Origin of the sequence: Aeromonas sp. 602396 (genome assembly GCF_049173735.1) — a bacterium.
In the GTDB taxonomy this organism is placed as follows: domain Bacteria; phylum Pseudomonadota; class Gammaproteobacteria; order Enterobacterales; family Aeromonadaceae; genus Aeromonas; species Aeromonas veronii_A.
Window position 1 is genome coordinate 135,640 of record NZ_JAAKSD010000008.1, and the last position, 21,423, is coordinate 157,062.

Consider the following 21,423-nt stretch of genomic DNA (forward strand, 5'->3'; position numbering starts at 1 on the left):
TCCTCCTATTTCTTGATCAGCCCTAGCGGGCCGCGGCTAATCAGGGTGATCAGGTGAGTCAGGGTTCTGGGCAGTACCAGCTTGCTGCTGCAGAGCAGGTAGCGGGGTTCCCAGCGGGGCGAAAATTTCTCCTTGTAGCGTCTGAGCCCCTGAAAGTTGTAAAAACGGCTGCCACGCACAAACAGGGTATTGCCAAGGCGGGCCCAGTAGCTGTTGAGCGGGTGATCGTTGAAGCCGGACATGGGGGCCATCCCCAGATTGAAGCTGGCGTACCCTTGCGCCTTGCCCCACAGCAGCAGTTCGACAAAGAGAAAATCCATGATGGGGGCGGTGCCGGTATCCAGGCTGTAGCGCATCAGATCGATGGAGAGCATCTCCTTGTTATCGCTCACCCAGAGGTTGGCAAAGCCGACGATCTGCCCCTCGTGCCACACCAGCGCAGCCGGGCTCAAGGTCAGGTAGTCAGGCTCGAAACGGCCGACCGAGAAACCCTTCTCCTTGCCCATTTTGCTCTGCAGCCAAGTATCGGAGACGGTCTGCAACCTAGGCAGCAGGGGGGCCACGGCGCTTGCCTCGACCACCTCGAAGGTCAACCCTTCCCGTTTGCCCTTGGCGTGGCTCTGGCGCAGGTTGCGCAGCCGGCTGCCAGCCAGATCGAAGGTGGCCAGATCGACCATCGCCTCTTCACCGAGCTTGAAGGGGATCAGCCCCAGCTCCAGATAGAGCGGAAGATAGCGGGCCGAGACCTGATAAAAGACCGGATTGGCGTCGTGCTCGTCGCATCGCTCGCGAAATTGCCAGAGCAGCTCTTCGATCTGCTCGGGGCGACCGACGGGATCCCCCATCACAATCCAGCTGTTGCCCTCGATGCCATACATCAGGAAGGCGTCGCCGGCGGGGTGGAATAGCAGGGACTTGTCCTGCAGCTGGGCCAGATAACCGTGGATCCCCCCTTCGCGAACCACCAGCTCGTGAGCGCGCGCCAGCGTCTCCTTGTCCGGTTTTTCACCGACCACGCGCAGCGGCGCAAGCAGCTGGGCAGCCCCGGCCACGGCCAGCACTGCCACCACGCTCCCCATGGCGCGCAGGCCGCGGGCAGCCCCGCCGTGGGGCGAGAAGTGGAACCAGAGGGCGTGGTCATACTCAACCTGACGATAGGAGAAGAGCAGCAGCCACAGTGCTCCCAGCAGCACGGCGCCGACCGAGATGAGCCAGCCCGGGGTGTACTGGGGATAGAGCAGCGATCCCTTGCGATAGAAGAGGGCGCTGCAGGGAGTCATGATGAGCAGGAAGCTGCCGAGCAGCAGGGCTGACTCCCAGTCTCCGCCCTTGAGCAGGGAGAAGGCGACACCCAGTGCCAGCAGCAGCTGGGTGATGCGAAACGCGGCGTCGTGACGGCGGTAGAGGCTGCGCGCCAGCAGGATCAGGAGGATACCGCTCACGCTGCCGAGCACGTGGGAGAGCTCCAGCAGATGGAGCGGCAGCACCTGCAACCACACTTCGATGTGGCTGCGCATGGTCGGGATCATCCCCGAGCAGAGCAGCAGGCTGCCGGCGGCAAAGGTGCCCATGCTGATAAGGGCAGGCAGAAATTCGCGCACCGCGCTCATCAGCCCCTGTAGCCGCTGCCAGCGCGCTTTTTGTTGCAGCATCGCCTGACTCGCAAAGAGCAGCAGGGCACAGAGAAAGGGAAGCAGATAATAGATGCAGCGGTAGAGTAGCAGCGAGGCGAGCAGCTTGTCGGCCGGCAGGTAGTGGGCCAGCAGCAGGCTCATACTTGCTTCGAACACGCCGATCCCGCCCGGCACGTGGGCCAGTACCCCGAGGAAGCTGGCCAGCACGAAGGCACTGAGCAGCACAGGGTAGGGGACGCTATCTGCAGGCAACAGCACAAACAGCACGGCGGCGGCGGCCATCCAGTCGGCCAGCGCGACTAGCAGTTGCAACAGACGTATCCGAAAGCCCGGCAGGGTCAGGGTGTGTTTCCGCAAAGAGAGATGTGGGGCGGGCCAGCAGAGGTAGCAGGCCACCAACAGCAGCGCCATAGCGCCAGCCAGATTGAGCAAGGTATCTGCCCATTGCGGCCAGTCAGGCAGCAACTGTGATGCATCGCAGGTCAGTAGGGCGCCACCTCCCCACGCTAGCAGGCCGAGGAAGAAGGTGATGGAGCAGAACAGCACCACGCGTGCCACTTCCCCGGTGGCGAGCCCCAGTGCGGAGTAAAGGCGATAGCGTACCGAGGTGCCGGTCAGCAGGGCAAATCCCAGGGTGTTGGAGAAGGTGTAGGCGATAAAGGAGGTAATGCTGACCTGTTGCCATGGAAGGCGCTTGCCCAGCGCATGGAGCGCCAGCATGTCATAGCTGCAGAGGCAACCATAACTGAGCAGGGTCAGCAGCAGGGCGCCCGCCAGTCGCGGCAGGGGTTGGGACCAGATGGCCACACGAATATCGTGCCAGTGCCATGCCTGAGTCAGGTGATACAGCACGGTCAGTGCGGTGCCGAGCAGCAGCAAGCTGCACAAGGGGCCGAGCCATTTAAGCAGATGACGCCACATGCCATGTTCCTGTGGTCATTGACCGTTTCCCGCAAAGGGGGAGCCGGGTCGTGGATCCGGTTTGGACGAGGGAGGCGCTCGTCAGGAAAATTTCGGGAAGAGATGGAAAGGGAGGCGTCAGCCTCCCTCTGTGATATCCAGTGACCGGTTGGATCACTTGGTTTTCGGCGCGACTTTGACGGCAGGAGTCTTGGCGTGAGTGGTTTTATGGTGTTTTTTCACCACCTTGGTCTGGGTCGCCTGCGGTGTGGCTGTCTTGGTCGGGGTGGCCGCCATGGTGAAACCGGAAGTGAGGGCGAAGACGGCTGCCAGGGTCAGAGGAATGATCTTTTTCATGTTCAATTTCCTTATTCGGGTTGATGTTATGGAGCGTTCTCCATGACAGTCATCCTATGACGGTAGCAGCGGCCCTTCAGTGAGCGGTTGGTGACGGTTTGTATCCAAATGTACAGGCAGGGTGAGGCAGAAGCGGGCTCCCTTGGCGGCGGGAAGCAATGCCACATCACCACCATGGTGGAGCGCTATGCTGCGCACAATGGCGAGCCCCAGCCCGGTGCCGCCGGTGCGGCGATCCCGACTCTGATCAAGACGCACGAACGGCTCGAAGATCTGGGGCGCCAGCGCCGGATCGATCCCCGGCCCATCGTCGCTCACCTCCAGCAAATAGTTCTCCTGCAGCCGCGAGATGGAGAGGGTAACCTCCCTCTCGGCGTAGCGCAGGGCATTGCCGATGAGGTTCTCCACCGCGCGCGTCAGCAGACGCTGATCGCCGCACCAGGGCATCTTGATGGGAGGCAGAGCGAGGGTCAGATGTTTCTCCGGCCGCAACGCTTGCCAGTCGCCGAGGTGATGCTCTGCCCAACTGCCGAGCTCCAGTTCATCCCGCTGCAGCGGAAGCTCCGGCCTGTCCAGCTTGGCGTAGGTCAGCATCTCTTCGATAAGCGAGTCCAGCGCGCCCAGATCCCGCTCCAGTGCTCGCTGCTCTTCTGCGGCAGGGGCAGGATCGAGCATGGCAAGCCGATAGCGCAATCTGACCAGCGGGGTACGCAGCTCATGGGCGATGGCATCGGTCAGCTGCTTGCGACTGGTGAGCATGGCTTGCAGCTGGGCGGTCATCTGATCGAAGGTAAGCCCCACCCGGGCCAGACTGCTGCCCGGTGGCAGATTGGTTCGGCAGGAGAGATCCCCATCGCCTACGCGACGTGCGGTTTGCTCCAACTGCTGCAAGCCGCGCCAGTGGGGACGCAACCACAGAAGGATGGGCAGGCCGAGGGATAGGCCGATCACCAGCAACAGCCCTACATCGACCCAGTGCAGCTCATGCAGGTAGGAGAGGTAGGGGACAGGGCCGACAATCAGCACCCGATCGGTATCGGGGATGCGCTGCAGGAAGGTGTCATCCTCCTCGACGATGACAATGTTGCCGGCGGCCAGAAAGGCCTGATCCTCGCTGGCCAAGGGCTGGCGTGTCAGCTCGCCGATCTTGAGGGGGAGGGTAAACTGACTGCTCTGCTCGGCCAGTCGATCGGGCCAGCGCTCGGGTGGAGTTCTTGCCAACTCGCCGGTCAACAGGCCAAGAGAGCCCTGCATCATGCGTTCGAGATAGCGATCACCCGCCCGTTCGGCGGTCACCTGATAGACCACGCCAACCAGCAGGATGGCCAGCGTGAAACAGCCGATCAACAACAGATAGAACTGGATAAAGAGGCGGCGCATGGCGGTGCTCCCGAAAGAGGGTTATGCCCAGGCGTGGGGGACGAAGAGGTAACCTTTCTGGCGCACCGTCTTGATCCGGGTCGGGTTGTCGGGGTTATCACCCAGTTTGCGGCGCAGGCGGGAGATGGCCACATCCATGCTGCGATCCTGGCCGTCGTACTCCCGGCCGCGCAAGCTGCGAAAGAGGGCTTCCCGACTCAAGATTTGGCCCGCGTGGCAGGCGAGCTCCCACAGCAGATCAAAGTCGGCGGTCGAGAGAGCAATGCTCTCGCCATCGAGGCGCACATCTCGCCCCGGGCCATCCACCCGCAGCAGACCAAATTGCAGTTGCTGGGGAACGCTGCTGGTGGCTGCCGGTTGGGTTGATGCTTGCTGGTGCTGGCGAAATTGCACCCTCAGTCTGGCCAGTAGCACGGGGGGCGGGGTGGTTTTAAGGATGTAGTCGTTGGCGCCCAGCTCCAGACTCAGGATCTGGTTCATGTCGCTATCCAGCGAGGTGAGCATTACGATGGGGCCGTCGAAGCGCGGCCGCAGATCCCGACAGAGGGACATGCCATCCTGCCCCGGCAACATGATATCGAGCAGCACCAGATCGGGCTGTTCGGCCTCGACCCGAGCCAGCGCCATATCCCCTCTGGGCTCGAGGATCACGTCCATATCGTGGCGACCGAGCCAACTGCTGATGAGCTGGCCAATCTCGGGATCATCTTCGACAAAAAGAATGCGTTGCATAGAAAAGCTCCAACGGAAAGCAGGAGAGAGGAAGAGCGATCAGCATATCAATGGCGCTTGGGAAATACAGAAAAAGAACCGAGCAGACTGATGTGCGGGGGAGTGTGGCTGTGTATCGACGGGGAGCGCGAATCGTGACAAATGGGCAGAGCCGCGTTTATCGAGCTGGAGGATGCCTTGCCGACAAGGCATGGCGCTGTCGAGTGCAAAACAAAAAACCGGCCTTGGCCGGTTTTTCGCGGAGCAGACCAGAAGGTCACTGCACCAAGTCGATGGACATCACCTTGCGGCGATTATCGACAGAATAATGGGGTGGCTGATGGGGCTCGAACCCACGACAACCGGAATCACAATCCGGGACTCTACCAACTGAGCTACAGCCACCACTAAAATCTTCATCAACACTCGCCAATCTAGAAGAAAAGGAGAGTATCAATGGCGCGCCCTGCAGGATTCGAACCTGCGACCCACGGCTTAGAAGGCCGTTGCTCTATCCAACTGAGCTAAGGGCGCTTTGTATCAACACGTCTTAAGGACGAATCGATGAACATGGTCGGTGATAAAGGATTCGAACCTTTGACCCTCTGGTCCCAAACCAGATGCGCTACCGGACTGCGCTAATCACCGAAAATCCCTGACCAGCATATCGACATGAGTCGTACTGGGCAACGGGCGGGCATCATAGCCAAGCGTAAGGGCCAGCGTCAACGACTTTTTCCCCCAGTAAATTCAAGTGCCTACTTATTGCCCGCTACAGGTATGGCGTGCGTCTGCCGCTAACATCCCGGCTAAAAAAATGCGACAATGCGCGGCAGTTGAACGCATGGTGAGTGGAGAACGATGTCTGCCAAAATCATAGATGGAAAACAGGTTGCGCAAACGATTCGCAGCCAGGTCGCGGCGCAAGTCCAACAGCGGTTGGCGGCAGGGAAACGGGCTCCAGGGCTGGCAGTCATTCTGGTGGGGGCGGATCCCGCCTCTCAGGTCTATGTCGGCAGCAAACGCCGGGCATGTGAGGAGGTGGGGTTTCTCTCCCGCTCCTATGACCTGAGTGCCACTGCCAGTCAGGAAGAGCTGCTGGCGCTGATCGACCAGCTGAATTCGGATAGCCACGTAGATGGCATTCTGGTTCAGCTGCCGTTGCCGGATCACTTTGATACAACTCAGGTGCTGGAGCGGATCCAGCCTGACAAGGATGTAGATGGATTTCACCCGTATAACGTCGGCCGTCTGGCCCAACGTATTCCGGCGCTGCGCCCCTGCACTCCGAAAGGGATCATGACACTGATCGAGACCACCGGCGTGAAGACACATGGTCTGCATGCGGTCGTGGTGGGAGCGTCCAACATCGTCGGGCGTCCCATGACCCTCGAATTGTTGCTGGCTGGCTGCACAACCACGACCTGTCACCGCTTTACCCGGGATCTGGAAGAGCAGGTTCGCCGTGCCGATCTGCTGGTTGTTGCAGTCGGCAAGCCCAATTTCATCCCTGGGGAGTGGATCAAACCGGGGGCACTGGTGATCGATGTGGGCATCAATCGCCTAGCTGATGGCTCGCTGGTCGGGGATGTAGAGTTTGAAACGGCGCGCAGCCATGCCTCCTTCATTACTCCGGTACCCGGTGGTGTGGGCCCGATGACGGTCGCCAGCCTGATGGAAAATACCCTGATCGCCTGCAGTGAATATCACGACTGATCATGGCTGGTGATAACCCTGTGATCCCGTGAGGAGGCAGGATTCGCCAGAAATCTGACAATAAAAAACCGGTTGCTCAGAGAGGAACCGGTTTTTTATTTATCCAACGGGTGTTATTTACATATTTTGTGCTTCGTTTGGCACAATCACAGAGGCGTGATTTCCTTTCGGCCCCTGTTGCAGTTCAAAATTGACAGCCTGACCCGCTTTCAGGGTCTTGTAGCCCTCCATTTGAATCGTGGAGTAGTGAGCGAAGATATCCTCACCGCCCCCTTCCGGACAGATAAACCCAAATCCTTTTGCGTTGTTAAACCACTTAACTGTGCCGGTTGCCATACTTCTACATCCTTTTATTGATTACCCAGAAGTCGTTGAGTAACCTGCGCCAGCCCTTTATAACTAGGGACATGGGCCCATAGCAGACGGGCACAGATTAGCAAGTAACCAATCTAGTCTAACTTTTGAGCGAGTCAAGAAGTTGTTAACAGCTGATGTGATCTGGTTAACAAGTCTATTGACAACCTTGTGTTAGACGGTAGTAATCTAGAGGTACCAAAGCGCGATTATGAGCAAGCAGAAAGAACTCTTTGCTAATGAAGAGATTGCAGAAGCAGAGAAAACAAAGCTGCAGCCGCCACCCATGTATAAGGTTGTGTTGAACAACGATGACTACACGCCCATGGAGTTTGTGGTGGAGGTGCTGCAAAAGTTCTTTGGTATGGATTTGGACAAGGCGACTCAGGTCATGCTGAGTGTGCATTATAGTGGTAAGGGTGTCTGCGGCATGTTTACCGCAGAGATCGCCGAAACCAAGGTTGTCCAGGTCAACACCTATGCACGTAACAACGAACATCCACTGCTCTGTACTATGGAAAAGGCTTGAATCTGATGACTTGATGGCGAGTGTGACACCACATTGTAGCTGTACTAGGGGAGGTGCCTATGTTGAATAAAGATCTAGAAAAGACGCTGAACGAGGCTTTCAAACTGGCCCGTGACGAGCGCCACGAATTCATGACCGTCGAGCACCTGTTGTTAGCCCTTCTGGATAACAGTTCAGCCCATGAGGCGCTGAGCTCCTGTGGTGCCGATGTCGAGCAGATGCGCAAGGAGATCCGCGCATTCATCACCCAAACTACTCCGCTCATACCGCGCGACGATGAAGATCGTGAAACCCAGCCGACACTGGGCTTCCAGCGCGTGTTGCAGCGTGCCGTCTTCCATGTGCAATCCTCCGGCAATACCGAAGTCAGCGGCGCCAACGTGCTGGTCGCTATCTTCAGTGAGCAGGAGTCACAAGCTGCCTATTTCCTGAAAAAAGCCGAGATCAGCCGTCTTGACGTCGTCAATTTCCTCTCCCACGGGGTGCGCAAGGACAGCAAGCCTGATCTCGGCAGCAATAATAATCCCGAGTCTGATGATGATGTCTCGGCCGCCCAGATTGAAAGCTTTGCCACCAACCTGAACCAGCTGGTGCTGGAAGGGCGCATCGATCCGCTGATTGGCCGTGATCAGGAGCTCAACCGTACCATTCAGGTGCTCTGCCGCCGTCGCAAGAACAACCCGCTGCTGGTGGGTGAAGCGGGTGTGGGCAAAACCGCTATTGCCGAAGGCTTGGCCTATCGCATCGTCAAGGGGGATGTCCCCGAGGTGATTGCGGGCAGTACCATCTATTCGCTGGATATGGGTTCTCTGCTGGCGGGCACCAAATACCGTGGTGATTTCGAGAAGCGCCTCAAGGTACTGCTCAAGCAGATTGAGCGTCAGGAAGGGGCCATCCTCTTTATCGACGAGATCCATACCATCATCGGTGCCGGTGCGGCATCCGGTGGCCAGCTGGATGCAGCCAACCTGATCAAGCCGCTACTCTCCAATGGTTTGCTCCGCTGTGTAGGATCCACCACTTATCAGGAGTATGCCCAGATCTTCGAGAAAGACCGTGCGCTGGCTCGTCGCTTCCAGAAGATCGATATTGTCGAGCCGACTATCGATGACACCACTCGCATCCTGATGGGGCTCAAGAGTCGCTATGAAGCTCACCACGGCGTACGCTATACCGCCAAGGCGATCCGTGCAGCTGCCGAGCTCTCTGCCAAGTACATCAATGATCGTCACCTACCCGACAAGGCGATCGATGTGATCGACGAGGCGGGCGCCGGTCAACGGTTGCTGCCTGCGAGCAAGCGCAAGAAAGTGATCAATGTGCAGGAAATTGAGTCCATTGTGGCCAAGATCGCCCGCATTCCGGAAAAATCAGTCTCCTCTTCAGATAAAGAAGTACTGAAGAACCTGGAACGCAATCTGAAGATGGTGGTCTTTGGTCAGGATAAAGCCATCGAGGTGCTGACCGATGCGATTCGCCTCTCTCGTTCAGGTTTGGGTAACGAGCGTCGTCCGGTTGGTTGCTTCCTCTTTGCCGGTCCTACCGGTGTCGGTAAAACAGAGGTGACCCAGCAGTTGGGCAAGGCATTGGGTGTCGAGATGCTGCGCTTTGATATGTCCGAGTACATGGAGCGTCACACCGTCTCCCGTCTGATTGGTGCTCCTCCCGGCTATGTTGGTTTTGAGCAGGGTGGGTTGCTGACTGATGCGGTGATCAAGCATCCTCATTCCGTTGTGTTGCTTGACGAAATTGAGAAAGCTCACCCGGATGTGTTCAACCTGTTGTTGCAGGTGATGGACAACGGAACCCTGACCGATAACAACGGGCGCAAGGCAGATTTCCGTAATGTGATCCTGGTAATGACCACCAACGCCGGTGTGCAGGAGACCCAGCGCAAATCGATTGGCTTCCAGCAACAGGATTTGAGCCACGATGCCATGGCGGTGATCAACAAGACCTTCAGTCCGGAGTTTCGTAACCGGCTTGATCACACCATCTGGTTCAACCATCTCGATATGACGGTGATCCATCAGGTGGTCGACAAGTTCATTGTCGAATTGCAGGTTCAACTGGATGCGAAGGGAGTTTCTCTCGAGGTGTCCGAGCGTGCCCGCCACTGGTTGGCAGAGAAGGGATATGACAGAGCCATGGGCGCCAGACCGATGGGGCGGGTGATCCAGGAGCACCTCAAGAAACCCCTGGCCAACGAGATCCTGTTCGGTTCACTGGTTGACGGGGGAATTGTGAAGGTTGAGTTGGTAAATGACAGCCTCAGCTTTGATTTTCAGGTCAATGTTGAAGCTGTTTCCCACTAAGCGTCAGTGATCAGAAAACGACAAAAAACCCCAACCGAAAGGTTGGGGTTTTTTGCTGAATTCCTGGCTTAGCGAGAGCGGAAAACAATACGTCCCTTGGAGAGATCGTAGGGAGTCAGTGCTACCGTTACTTTGTCTCCAGTCAGGATACGAATGTAGTTTTTGCGCATCTTGCCTGAAATATGAGCGATAACCACGTGACCATTCTCCAGTTCCACACGGAACATGGTATTGGGCAGGGTTTCGAGAATAGTGCCCTGCATCTCAATACTGTCTTCTTTAGCCATTGAATCCTCTTGATAAGCCACAACAAAAAACCGCTGGATCATGCCGGATTTAAGGCTATGTGTAAAGTTTACTCGGGCTTGGTGTCGATATTTTTCCATTCCCCCTGAATTAACAGCTCGTGAGGGAGGTAATTGCGTTTGTAATTCATCTTGCGACACGCCTCTACCAGATAGCCAAGATAGAGCCAGCTTCGCCCGGTTCTCCTGGCCAGATCGAGCTGGCAGAGGATGGCAAAGGTGCCCAGGGAGCGATCGGCATAATCCGGATCGAAGAAGGTGTACATGGCACTCAAGGAGTGGGGCAGCAGGTCTGTGGTGGCGACACCGATCAGGTGGCCATCTTTGCGCATCTCCAGGTAGAGCGGCGGCATCCAGTCACAATGGAGAAACCCGCGATACTGGCTGCGGTTGGGGGGATACATGCTGCCATCGTGATGGCGTTCGCGGATATAGCGTTCGTAGAGCAGGTAATACTCGGGCTTGTCATCGTAGCTCAGGACGATCTCGATATCCCTGTTGAGCTGGCGGATCCGCTTCTGGCCGCGGCTGGGACGAAAGCGTTCGCTGTGAATACGAAGGGACTGGCAGGCATGGCACGCCGGGCAGTGGGGGCGATAGATGTCGTTGCCACTGCGGCGAAAACCGGCAGTCAACAATCGCTCGTAACCGTTGGCGTTGAGCAGATTGTGATCCATGAGCACCAGCAACTGCTCCTGTTCATGATCCAGATAACTGCAGGGATGCTTGGGAGTCAGCCCTACTTTGAGGATCACTTCTTCAGTCATAAGCTGATCTCCCCCTCTTGCCAGCAGGAAGCCAACAGTGGTTGATGGCCAAGGCGCGCCAGCTCTGCCAGAAAACGGGCCCTTGGCCACTCCTCGATACCCAGGGTCGCCAGAAACGGGTTCTGCATCTGGCAATCGATGAGGGCGCCGTGATGGCGGGCGAAGTGGCGACAGAGTGCCACCATGGCAAGTTTGGCGCCGTTATCAATCCGGCTGAACATGGATTCACCGCAAAACAGTCGGCCGATAGAGAGGCCATACAGTCCCGCTTGCAGCTCTCCCTCCTGCCAGATCTCGATAGAGTGGGCATGACCCAGCCGGTGCAACTGCTGGTAGGCCTCGATCATGGGTTGGCTGATCCAGGTGCCATCGGCAGTGCGACGAGGGGCGGCGCAGGCGGTAATGACTTCATTAAAGGCGCGATTGACGGAAATATCGAATGGGGTACGGCGGATAATCTTCTGCAGTGTCCGTCCCACATGGAGTTGGTCTGGGCGGATCACTCCGCGGGGGTCCGGTGACCACCACAGGGTCGGCTGGTGGGGTTCATTCCACGGGAAGATCCCCTTGTGGTAAGCTGCCAGCAATCTGGCAGGGGAGAGATCTCCGCCGATCGCCAGCAAGCCGTTGGGCTCTTCCAGCGCATGGCTGGGGTCGGGAAACCAGCAAAGCTCATCATCCAGTTGGGTAAGATAGCGAGACATAAGGCAACGAGGTTCATAGATGAAGGCCATTATCCTGATAGTATCCAGCTTGCTCTGCTTTGTCACGGCGCCCGCCGGGGCGGAGGTCTACCAGCGCAATACCGCGCGGCCGGTCAATCAGGTGGTGTTTGGTCAGGTCGAAACGGTGCGCAATATTACCCAGCGCCAGATCCTGGAGTCAGAGCACTCTGGCTGGAAGACGCTGGGGGGGGCTGTGTTGGGCGGCCTGCTGGGGAACCAGTTTGGTGGCGGTCATGGCCGTGAAATCGCCACCGCCGTCGGCGCGCTCGCAGGTGCTGCGGCTGCGCAGCAATACCAGTCCGAGGGAACCGTGGTGGAAAACAAGTTGGTGGAGCTGCTGATCCGCAACGAGCAAAATGCCCTTATCAACGTGATCCAGGATTATGATCCCGCCATGGTCTTTGCCAATGGGGACAAGGTGCGCATTCTCTACTTCGATGATGGGGTGCGAGTCGACAAGACTTACTGACTTTCGATAGTCATGGTGATGGGGAGACTGTGGCAGGGAAGGAACCCGCAGACTCTCCTGTCGGAAAGTCTGTCGGGCGGTAATACACGGGACTGATGCCCTGAGGATTCAGATAGCTGTCTCTTGAGAGACTATCTTATCGCGACCGGTGTTCTTTGCCTGATAGAGCAGCCGATCCGCTACGCTCAGCGCCTCGTCCATGGATATCCGCCCGACGCTGATCACGCCGTAACTGGCGCGAACAAAGAGCGGGGTTTCCGGTGACAAGGGTTGCTGGCGCAGCTGCTGACGCAGCCCTTCAAGACGCTTGATCAACACGGGGACGGTACAGTGAGGCACCATCATGGCAAACTCCTCTCCGCCAAACCGGGCGATCATGGCATCGGGGAAGAACTGGGTCAGTAGCCGGGTCAGATGGCAGAGCAGTTGATCGCCGATGGCATGGCCCCAGTGATCGTTGACCTGCTTGAAGTGATCCACATCGAGCACACAGAGTGCAAGAGGCGTCTGTTGGCGCTGATGCTCTTCAAACCATTTTTGCCCTTCGTTGAACCAGTAGCGCCGGTTGTAGAGACCGGTCAGGTAATCACGATTGGCTGACTCCTGAATGCTGTTGAACTGCTCGAGCGCTTCCAGATTGTGGCTGACCCGACACTGCAGCTCTTCCGGCTCGAACGGCTGGTTGAGAAAGTCGTTGGCGCCTTGCTTGAGGTAGCGAGCAGAGAGACCGCGCTTGTCCGAGACCGAGATCCCGATAATCGCGAGCTGCTGCTTGCTGTAACGCTCTCTCAGCATCCGCACCAGACTGATGCCATCGATATCCGGCATATAGTAGTCGACCAGTGCCAGCCGGATGTCCGGGTGTTGCTCCAGCATCGCCATCGCTTCACGGGCATGACTGGCCTCATGCACCTGCAACAACTGCTTGCGCAACTGGGCCATGGTGCGGTGACGGGAGGTGCGTGAGTCGTCGACTACCAGCACTTCGATCGACTGGTTGAGATAGAGGCGGTGCACCAGACTGACTGCATATTGCAGCGAGTGGCGGGAATCCTTCATCACATAGTCCAACACGCCGGTTTCCAGCCAGGCGGCACGTTTATCCTCGCTGATGTCGGCAGTGAGGATCACCACCGGCAAACCTCGAGCCAGCAGCTCGTTGACCGCTTCGCCACGGGGCGCATCCGGCAAGGTTAAGTCCACCAGCGCGACCACATACTCCTCGCCCCGACAGTGACGGGCGCCTTCGAGGGTATCGAAGGCATCGATCTCGAGGCCTGTCTGCTGGGCAATGGCCTGAGTCAGCATACGGCGGATGGTCAGGCTATCTTCGACAATCAATATCTTCTGTTTCATTAGACTCCTTTAAATAAAAAAGGCATACCGACTGGTATGCCTTATATCACAACTGCGCTTGTTTATTGCGCGTCGAGGTAGCGTTCGGCATCGAGGGCTGCCATGCAGCCGGTACCGGCAGAGGTGATCGCCTGACGGTAGTTGTGATCGGCCACGTCGCCGGCAGCGAAGACTCCTTCAATGCTGGTCTGGGTGGCAAAACCGTCGAGGCCGCCACGTACCTTCAGATAGCCGTTTTGCATCTCAAGCTGGTCATCGAAGATCTGGGTATTGGGCTGGTGGCCGATGGCGATGAAGACGCCCATCAGCGGTAGCTCGCTGGTGCTGTTGTCCTGAGTGTTGCGCAGGCGCACACCGGTGACCCCCATCTGATCACCCAGCACTTCGTCCAGGGTCTGGTGGGTGTGCAGCACGATGTTGCCGCTCGCAACCTTGTCGTGCAGACGCTTGATCAGGATCTTCTCGGCACGGAATTCGTCGCGGCGGTGGATCAGGTGCACCTTCTTGGCGATGTTGGCCAGATACAAGGCTTCTTCAACTGCGGTGTTGCCACCGCCGATCACCGCCACTTCCTGATTGCGGTAGAAGAAACCGTCACAGGTGGCACAGGCAGAGACGCCGCGCCCTTTGAAGGCCTCTTCGGAGGGCAGGCCCAGATACTTGGCGGAGGCGCCGGTCGCAATGATCAGGGCATCGCAGGTGTATTCGCCGTTGTCCCCTTTGAGGCGGAACGGGCGCTGAGTCAGTTCGACACTGTTGATGTGATCAAACAGGATGCGGGTATCGAACTTCTCCGCATGCTCTTTCATGCGTTCCATCAGGGCCGGGCCGGTCAGGCCTTCCGGATCACCTGGCCAGTTTTCCACTTCGGTGGTGGTGGTCAGCTGACCCCCTTGCTGCATGCCGGTGATGAGCAGGGGATTGAGGTTGGCGCGGGCGGCATAGACGGCCGCGGTGTAACCGGCCGGGCCTGACCCCAGGATCAGCAATTTGCTGTGAGTGACTTGGCTCATGATGTGATTTCCGAGACGTGATGATTTTGCGCGATTGTAGGTAATTCGTGATCCGGGGTCAAAGGCCAGTGAGTCGATTGTTTCAATCGGCTTCCTGCATCACTGCGCAGTCCGGTCGGGCATGAAAAAGAGATAAAAAAACCGCCCATCGCGGGCGGATTTTCACTCATCTCCAACTGGCGCAGGCCAGAGCAGATCAGTTCAGCAGGGTCAGGGGATCCGTGTAGGCAAGGCCATGCGCCACGGCCACTTCCTTGCAGGTGAGCTTGCCCTCCATCACGTTGAGCCCGTGCAGCAGGTTGGGATCGTTCAGCAGTGCCTGACGATACCCTTGCTGGGCCAGCTTGATAATAAAGGGGAGGGTGGCATTGTTGAGCGCCACGGTCGAGGTGCGGGCCACCGCCCCTGGCATGTTGGCGACACAGTAGTGCACCACCTCATCGACGATATAGGTCGGATCCTGGTGGGTGGTGGCGTGGGAGGTTTCCACACAGCCGCCCTGATCGATGGCCACATCGACGATGGCAGAACCCGGCTTCATGCGCGCAATGTGGTCACGGCGGACAAGTTTTGGCGCAGTGGCACCCGGCACCAGCACACCGCCGATGACCAGATCGGCCGCCAGCAGATGGCGTTCCAGGGTCTCGCTGTTGGAATAGACCACTTTGGCCGCTCCCTGGAACTCGTTATCGAGACGGCGAAGGGTATCGACGTTGTTGTCGAGGATGGTCACATCCGCGCGCAGGCCAATGGCCATGCGGGCTGCATTGGAGCCGACCACGCCGCCACCGATGATCACCACCTTGGCCGGTTCGACACCGGGTACGCCGCCGAGCAGCACACCGCTACCACCGCGCGATTTTTCCAGCGCCTGGGCACCTGCCTGAATAGACATGCGACCTGCGACTTCCGACATGGGGGCCAGCAGGGGCAGGCCGCCACGGCCGTCGGTGACGGTTTCATAGGCGATACAGATGGCGCCGCTTTTCAGCAGGGCTTCGGTCTGGGGCAAGTCTGGCGCCAGATGCAGATAGGTGAACAGGGTTTGACCCGGACGCAGCATGGCACATTCGACAGGCTGAGGTTCCTTGACCTTGACGATCATCTCGGCTTTGGCGAAAACCTCTGCTGCAGAGGCCAAAATTTCGGCTCCAACAGCGATATAATCTGCATCGCTGAAGCCAATGCCGTTTCCGGCACCGCTTTGGACGAAAACAGTATGGTTTCGTGCTGTCAGTTCACGTACACTGGCCGGAACCATGCCTACGCGGTATTCATGGTTTTTTATCTCTTTAGGTACACCGATAATCATGCTATCCCTCGTCTATAGATTGGTGTTTCATGTTGCCAAAATGTTAACCAACATTTGCGCCTAGTATATTCAGGTATTGACAGGATTTGTGACCATAATTATAAAATGACTGGTGATTCTTACCAAAAAATAGCCAAAGGATGGAATAAAATGATGGAAGCTAAGAGTCGGCTAAAGGATTTGGACAGGATTGACCGCAACATTCTTAATGAACTGCAAAAGGATGGCAGGATTTCGAATGTTGAGTTGTCCAAGCGAGTTGGCCTGAGTCCTACACCGTGTCTGGAACGGGTTCGTCGCCTCGAGCGACAAGGTTATATCGAAGGATATGCCGCTATTCTGAACCCTCATTATCTGGACGCATCTCTGCTGGTGTTTGTAGAGATAACCCTCAATCGCGGGGCGCCTGATGTGTTTGAACAGTTCAACAAGGCTGTTCAGGTGCTCGAAGAGATTCAGGAGTGTCATCTGGTTTCCGGTGACTTCGACTATCTGCTCAAGACCCGAGTCAGCGACATGTCGGCTTACCGCCGTCTGTTGGGGGAAACCCTGCTGCGTCTGCCCGGTGTCAATGACACCCGCACCTACGTGGTGATGGAAGAGGTCAAGCAGAGCAGTCGTCTGGTGATCAGCACCCGATAAAGCAGGTTATGCCGTGGTATCTTTTCCATATGAGACACCATGACAGTCAGAAACGAGCGGCCGGTCCGCTCGTTTCTTCTTGTAAAGATAATTGCAAATATGGCCCCGTCCCATCAGGCTCTGGCTGACAATCGATGGGCTTTTCGGGGATACTAGGCCCCCTTATTTCCTGCATTACATGTTTTCAGAAAGGAGCCGGAGTTTGGCCGATAAAAAGCTGTTTACTCCTTTATCAGGTACACAACGGATCTTCGAAGCCGTCTTGATCGCCATCACCCTGATGGCTGCTTATCTTCTGCTTGCCCTGTTGTCCTATCATCCCGCTGATCCCGGCTGGTCCCAGACCTCCTGGCAAGGGGAGGTAAAGAACCTCGCCGGTAGTGCCGGTGCCTGGCTCGCCGATATCACCATGTTTACCTTTGGTGCCTTCTCCTATCTGGTGCCGCCGCTGGTGGTGCTGCTGGGCTGGAGTCTGTTCTGGCGCCCGAGCCGTCTGCTTGATGTGGATTACCTCACCCTGGGGGTGCGGATCATCGGCTTTATCCTGACCGTGCTTGGCATGTCGGCCATTGCCAGCATGAACTTCAACGATATGCAGAACTTCTCCGCCGGTGGTCTGGTGGGGGATGTGATCGCCTCCGCGGTGGTGCCGCTGTTTGGCGGCGTCGGGGCCAATCTGATGCTGCTCTGCTTCGTGGCAACCGGCATCACCCTGTTTACCGGCTGGTCCTGGCTCACCATCGTCGAGCAGATCGGCGCGGCCTGCACCGGTTCGGTCAGCGCTGTTTACCACTTCCCGACTACCCTCGGCCGCTGGCTGACCGGTGGCTGGCGTCAACCCCGCAACGAGGGGCCGGATCCCTTGCTGGAAGGCGGGGTCGGGGCCATCGCGTTTGATGATGAGGAAGATGAGCCGCACACCAGCTGGACTCGCAAGCCCAAGGCCAAGAACCAGAAGGCTGCCGCCGAAGAGTGGCTGCCGGAACTCGACGACGATACCTTCGAGTTCGATCCCCAGTTTGATGATGAGGATGACGAGCCGGCTCCGGCTGCCAAGCCGAAACGTGCGGTGGCGGCTGCCAATGGGCGCCGTCAGCCGGTACTGGCTGTGGCCGATGACGATGATGAGGACGATCTGGATCTGCCCTGGGCCGAAGGGGACGACGAGGTTGCCGCGCCTGTTGCAGTCGCACCGACCAAGCCCAAGCGTCGTCCACAATCTACGCTGCCGCCGTTGCCGAGTATCGAACTGCTGGACAGACCGCCAGCCAAGACTCAGATGATGAGCAAGGATGAGCTGGAGCGCATGGGCCGTCTGGTGGAGGCCAAGCTTGCCGATTACAACGTGCAGGCCAAGGTGGTCGGTGTCTATCCGGGCCCGGTCATTACCCGTTTCGAGCTGGATCTGGCGCCGGGCATGAAGGCGAGCAAGATCACCAACCTCTCGCGCGATCTGGCCCGCTCCTTGTCTGCCAGCAGCGTGCGGGTGGTGGAAGTGATCCCGGGTAAAACCTATGTCGGTATCGAGCTGCCCAACCGGGTGCGTCAGACCGTTTACCTGCGCGAAACCCTTGACTGCGATGCTTTCCGCGATAGCCGCAACCCGCTCACCATGGGCCTGGGTCAGGACATCGCAGGGGAGCCGGTGGTGGTGAACCTGGCCAAGATGCCTCACCTGCTGGTGGCCGGTACCACAGGTTCCGGTAAGTCGGTGGGGGTCAACACCATGATCATCTCGATGCTCTACAAGTCATCCCCCGATGATCTGCGCTTTATCATGATCGATCCCAAGATGCTGGAACTCTCGGTCTACGAAGGGATCCCGCATCTGCTGACCGAGGTGGTGACCGACATGAAGGATGCCGCCAACGCCCTGCGCTGGTGTGTGGGCGAGATGGAACGCCGTTACAAGCTGATGTCGGCAGTCGGGGTGCGCAACCTCAAGGGCTACAACGACAAGGTGCTGGCTGCCATCGAGGAGGGGGAACCCCTGCTGGATCCGTTGTGGCGCCCGGGTGACTCCATGGATCAGATGCCGCCGGAGCTGGAGAAACTGCCCCACATCGTGGTGGTGGTGGACGAATTTGCCGACATGATGATGATCGTCGGCAAGAAGGTGGAAGAGCTGATTGCCCGTATCGCCCAGAAGGCACGGGCCGCCGGTATTCACCTCATTCTGGCGACCCAGCGTCCGTCGGTGGATGTCATTACCGGTCTTATCAAGGCCAACATCCCGACCCGGATTTCGTTCCAGGTGTCGAGCAAGATTGACTCCCGGACCATCATCGATCAGGGCGGCGCCGAATCTCTGCTCGGCATGGGTGACATGCTCTACATGCCGGCTGGTACTTCCAACCCGACCCGGGTGCACGGCGCCTTTGTCGATGACCACGAGGTACACAAGGTGGTGGCGGACTGGAAACTGCGCGGCGAGCCGAACTACATCGATGAGATTCTTTCGGGCGAATCTGGTGGTGAAGGTGGCAGCGGCGAATATGGCGGTAGTGACGACGAAGAGCTCGACCCCCTGTTTGACGAAGCGGTTGCCTTCGTGGTGGAGTCCCGCCGTGGCTCGACCTCCAGCGTGCAGCGCAAGTTCAAGATTGGTTACAACCGGGCTGCTCGTCTCATCGAGCAGATGGAAAATCAGGGCATTGTGAGCGCCCCGGGTGGCAACGGTCAGCGCGATGTGCTGGCTCCGCCGCCGGTGCGGGACTAAGGCCCACCCTTTTACTGTTATCCTGGCCATGCCCCTCACGGGCGTGGCCTTTTATCGAGATGGTCGTTATGAAAAGCATGATGAAAAAACAGCTGTTGATCGGATCCATGCTGCTGGTTGCCAGCAGCCAGGTGTGGGCCGACGCGGCCAGCGATCTCAAGCAGAAGCTGGCCAGTGTCAGCCTCTTCTCCGCCAAGTTCTCCCAGACTGTCTACGACAGCAAGGGCAAGGAGCTGCAGCGCGCCAGCGGCGATCTGCTGGTGCAGCGCCCAAACCATTTCAATTGGCATACCACTGCGCCTGACGAGAGCCTGATCGTGGCTGATGGCAAGGATGTCTGGGTGTATGATCCCTTCGTCGAGCAGGTCACCGCCCTTAAAATGAAGGATGCGGTGCTCAATACCCCCTTCGTGCTTATCACCGGCAATGACGAAAAACTGTGGAAGCAGTACGACGTGACTCAGCAGGGTGATGTCTACACAGTCACCAGCCGTGATCCGAGCGAGCTTATCGCCTCCTTCCGTGTAACCTTCGATCGCGACAACAACATCAGCCGCTTCGATGTGAAAGAGGCGCAGGGGCAGTGGACCGAATTTACCCTCAATAACTTCAACCGCAAGCCGGTGCTCAAGGGTAACGAATTTGTCTTCAAGATCCCGAAGGGGGTCGAGCTGGATGATCAGCGCTGATGAGCAATCTGTCGCTGGATTTCTCCTCGGACTTGCGTCCGCTGGCGGCCCGGATGCGGCCGCAAAACCTCGACCAGTATATCGGTCAGCAGCATATCCTGGGGGCTGACAAGCCCCTGCGCAAAGCGATCCTGGCGGGTCACTGCCACTCCATGATCCTGTGGGGGCCACCCGGTACCGGTAAAACCACGCTGGCGGAGCTGGTGGCTCACTACTGTCAGGCGGAAGTGGAGCGACTCTCGGCAGTGACCTCAGGCATCAAGGAGATCCGCGCCGCCATCGACAAGGCCAAAGAGAACAGCTGGCGCGGGGTGCGCACCATCCTCTTCGTGGATGAAGTGCACCGCTTCAACAAGAGTCAGCAGGATGTGTTCCTGCCTCATATCGAAGATGGCACCATCACCTTTATCGGTGCCACCACCGAAAACCCCTCGTTCGAACTCAACAACGCGCTGCTCTCCCGTGCTCGGGTCTATCTGCTCAAGCGACTTGAGGAGAGCGACATCCTCGCCATGCTCGATCAGGCGATGACCGATCCCCGTGGTCTCAATGATCCGGTGCTCACCTTTGCCCCCGGGGTGAAGGAGGCGCTGGCCAAGGCGGTGGATGGGGACGGGCGTAAATCCCTCAACTATTTGGAGCTGTTGGCCGACATGGCCGAAACCGACAGCACAGGGGCGAGGGTGATCGACAGCGCGCTGCTTGCCGCCGTAGCGGGGGAACATGTGGCCCGCTTCAACAAGGGGGGGGATCACTTCTACGACCTCATCTCGGCGGTGCATAAATCTATCCGCGGCTCGGCACCGGATGCGGCACTCTACTGGTATGCCCGCATGGTGAGTGCCGGCTGCGATCCGCTCTACATTGCCCGCCGCTTGCTGGCCATCGCCTCGGAAGATGTGGGCAATGCCGATCCCCGTGCCATGCAGGTGGCTCTATCTGCCTGGGATTGTTTCCACCGGATCGGGCCGGCGGAAGGGGAGCGGGCTATCGCCCAGGCGATCGTCTATCTCGCCTGTGCCCCCAAGAGCAATGCGGTCTACACCGCCTGGAAGGCAGCGCTCAATGATGCCAAAAACCTCCCTGACTTCGAGGTGCCGGTGCACCTGCGCAATGCGCCGACCCGGCTGATGAGCGATCTGGGCTATGGCGCCGAGTATCGCTATGCCCATGACGAGCCGGGCGCCTATGCTGCGGGGGAGGAGTATTTCCCCCCCGAGCTTGCCGGCAAGCAGTACTATCAGCCTACCGATCGTGGCCTTGAAAAGCAGATCGGCCAGAAGCTCGATTATCTCCACGAGCTGGATCGACAGAGCTCGCAAAAACGGGGCCGATAGCCCCGCTTGTTTGTCAGCAGAATGAAAATTGGTCAAGTACCGGAATAATTGGGGTGTTTGACCGCACAAGTCGGCAAAAACGACCCAAATAGTCCCTGTTCGGGCAGGGGGGCGGTCTGCTACACTGCCCCTCTGACCCCGTTGGTTTCGGCCTGATACCATCTTCTTGATTTCGAAGGCCTGACTCTCAAGG

19 protein-coding genes and 3 tRNA genes are annotated in these 21,423 nt (G+C 58.0%); 8 read left to right on the top strand and 14 right to left on the bottom strand.

Annotated elements, in window-relative coordinates:
* Window positions 1–5: 5 nt before the first annotated feature.
* The 7 genes from mprF to G5229_RS11835 all read right to left on the bottom strand — a co-directional run bounded on the left by mprF (window position 6) and on the right by G5229_RS11835 (window position 5,630).
* Window positions 6–2,555, bottom strand: coding sequence for a bifunctional lysylphosphatidylglycerol flippase/synthetase MprF (mprF, locus tag G5229_RS11805; protein ID WP_421209166.1), 2,550 nt, complete (start codon window positions 2,553–2,555; stop codon window positions 6–8).
* Window positions 2,556–2,708: 153 nt separating this feature from the next.
* Window positions 2,709–2,891 (bottom strand): hypothetical protein, encoded by a 183-nt coding sequence (locus G5229_RS11810; RefSeq protein ID WP_076494658.1) that lies wholly within the window; start codon window positions 2,889–2,891, stop codon window positions 2,709–2,711.
* Between the two features lie 54 nt (window positions 2,892–2,945).
* A complete protein-coding gene (rstB, locus tag G5229_RS11815; protein WP_421172596.1) occupies window positions 2,946–4,271 on the bottom strand; it encodes a two-component system sensor histidine kinase RstB in 1,326 nt (441 codons plus the stop codon).
* A 21-nt stretch (window positions 4,272–4,292) separates the two neighbouring features.
* Entirely contained in the window at window positions 4,293–5,003 is a 711-nt protein-coding gene (gene rstA, locus G5229_RS11820; RefSeq protein WP_421209167.1) for a two-component system response regulator RstA, read from the bottom strand.
* Window positions 5,004–5,311: 308 nt separating this feature from the next.
* Window positions 5,312–5,387: transfer RNA gene (locus tag G5229_RS11825), tRNA-His, on the bottom strand.
* A 52-nt stretch (window positions 5,388–5,439) separates the two neighbouring features.
* Window positions 5,440–5,516: transfer RNA gene (locus tag G5229_RS11830), tRNA-Arg, on the bottom strand.
* A 37-nt stretch (window positions 5,517–5,553) separates the two neighbouring features.
* Window positions 5,554–5,630, bottom strand: a tRNA-Pro gene (locus G5229_RS11835).
* A gap of 213 nt (window positions 5,631–5,843) precedes the next feature.
* On the opposite strand from G5229_RS11835, the gene folD reads away from it, so the two are divergent.
* Complete coding sequence (gene folD / locus G5229_RS11840) at window positions 5,844–6,698, top strand: bifunctional methylenetetrahydrofolate dehydrogenase/methenyltetrahydrofolate cyclohydrolase FolD (RefSeq protein ID WP_108613922.1); 855 nt, start codon at window positions 5,844–5,846, stop codon at window positions 6,696–6,698.
* A 117-nt stretch (window positions 6,699–6,815) separates the two neighbouring features.
* Here the strand turns inward: folD and cspD are convergent, their stop codons facing one another.
* Window positions 6,816–7,034, bottom strand: coding sequence for a cold shock-like protein CspD (gene cspD / locus G5229_RS11845; protein ID WP_005300025.1), 219 nt, complete (start codon window positions 7,032–7,034; stop codon window positions 6,816–6,818).
* Window positions 7,035–7,263: 229 nt separating this feature from the next.
* Between cspD and clpS the strand changes: the two genes are divergently transcribed.
* Both clpS and clpA read left to right on the top strand, forming a co-directional pair.
* Window positions 7,264–7,581, top strand: coding sequence for an ATP-dependent Clp protease adapter ClpS (gene clpS, locus G5229_RS11850; protein WP_005337111.1), 318 nt, complete (start codon window positions 7,264–7,266; stop codon window positions 7,579–7,581).
* Window positions 7,582–7,640: 59 nt separating this feature from the next.
* Window positions 7,641–9,896: an ATP-dependent Clp protease ATP-binding subunit ClpA gene (gene clpA / locus G5229_RS11855; protein ID WP_005337110.1), complete on the top strand. Its 2,256-nt coding sequence runs from the start codon at window positions 7,641–7,643 to the stop codon at window positions 9,894–9,896.
* Window positions 9,897–9,964: 68 nt separating this feature from the next.
* Here the strand turns inward: clpA and infA are convergent, their stop codons facing one another.
* From infA to aat, 3 genes are all read right to left on the bottom strand, one after another.
* On the bottom strand, window positions 9,965–10,183 hold the full coding sequence (gene infA, locus G5229_RS11860) for a translation initiation factor IF-1 (protein ID WP_005300033.1): 219 nt from the start codon (window positions 10,181–10,183) through the stop codon (window positions 9,965–9,967).
* A gap of 68 nt (window positions 10,184–10,251) precedes the next feature.
* Window positions 10,252–10,968, bottom strand: a complete 717-nt coding sequence (locus G5229_RS11865) for an arginyltransferase (RefSeq protein WP_227342588.1) — start codon at window positions 10,966–10,968, stop codon at window positions 10,252–10,254.
* Window positions 10,965–11,672: a leucyl/phenylalanyl-tRNA--protein transferase gene (gene aat, locus G5229_RS11870; protein WP_042080501.1), complete on the bottom strand. Its 708-nt coding sequence runs from the start codon at window positions 11,670–11,672 to the stop codon at window positions 10,965–10,967. Before aat ends, G5229_RS11865 begins: the two co-directional genes overlap by 4 nt.
* A 19-nt stretch (window positions 11,673–11,691) precedes the next feature.
* Between aat and G5229_RS11875 the strand changes: the two genes are divergently transcribed.
* Complete coding sequence (locus tag G5229_RS11875; RefSeq protein WP_064338141.1) at window positions 11,692–12,162, top strand: glycine zipper 2TM domain-containing protein; 471 nt, start codon at window positions 11,692–11,694, stop codon at window positions 12,160–12,162.
* A 108-nt stretch (window positions 12,163–12,270) separates the two neighbouring features.
* On the opposite strand, the gene G5229_RS11880 is transcribed toward G5229_RS11875, so the two are convergent.
* The 3 genes from G5229_RS11880 to ald all read right to left on the bottom strand — a co-directional run bounded on the left by G5229_RS11880 (window position 12,271) and on the right by ald (window position 15,843).
* Entirely contained in the window at window positions 12,271–13,518 is a 1,248-nt protein-coding gene (locus tag G5229_RS11880) for a diguanylate cyclase (RefSeq protein ID WP_005351207.1), read from the bottom strand.
* A 62-nt stretch (window positions 13,519–13,580) separates the two neighbouring features.
* A complete protein-coding gene (gene trxB, locus G5229_RS11885) occupies window positions 13,581–14,531 on the bottom strand; it encodes a thioredoxin-disulfide reductase (protein ID WP_421209168.1) in 951 nt (316 codons plus the stop codon).
* 196 nt (window positions 14,532–14,727) lie between these two features.
* Window positions 14,728–15,843, bottom strand: a complete 1,116-nt coding sequence (gene ald / locus G5229_RS11890) for an alanine dehydrogenase (protein ID WP_005351212.1) — start codon at window positions 15,841–15,843, stop codon at window positions 14,728–14,730.
* 150 nt (window positions 15,844–15,993) lie between these two features.
* Between ald and lrp the strand changes: the two genes are divergently transcribed.
* From lrp to G5229_RS11910, 4 genes are all read left to right on the top strand, one after another.
* Complete coding sequence (gene lrp / locus G5229_RS11895; RefSeq protein WP_005300047.1) at window positions 15,994–16,485, top strand: leucine-responsive transcriptional regulator Lrp; 492 nt, start codon at window positions 15,994–15,996, stop codon at window positions 16,483–16,485.
* Between the two features lie 202 nt (window positions 16,486–16,687).
* A complete protein-coding gene (locus tag G5229_RS11900; RefSeq protein ID WP_421209169.1) occupies window positions 16,688–19,204 on the top strand; it encodes a DNA translocase FtsK 4TM domain-containing protein in 2,517 nt (838 codons plus the stop codon).
* A gap of 80 nt (window positions 19,205–19,284) precedes the next feature.
* The gene (gene lolA, locus G5229_RS11905) at window positions 19,285–19,893 is read left to right on the top strand and encodes an outer membrane lipoprotein chaperone LolA (protein WP_421209180.1); all 609 of its coding nucleotides are present in this window, start codon (window positions 19,285–19,287) and stop codon (window positions 19,891–19,893) included.
* On the top strand, window positions 19,893–21,230 hold the full coding sequence (locus tag G5229_RS11910) for a replication-associated recombination protein A (protein WP_421209170.1): 1,338 nt from the start codon (window positions 19,893–19,895) through the stop codon (window positions 21,228–21,230). Before lolA ends, G5229_RS11910 begins: the two co-directional genes overlap by 1 nt.
* Window positions 21,231–21,423 lie beyond the last annotated feature (193 nt).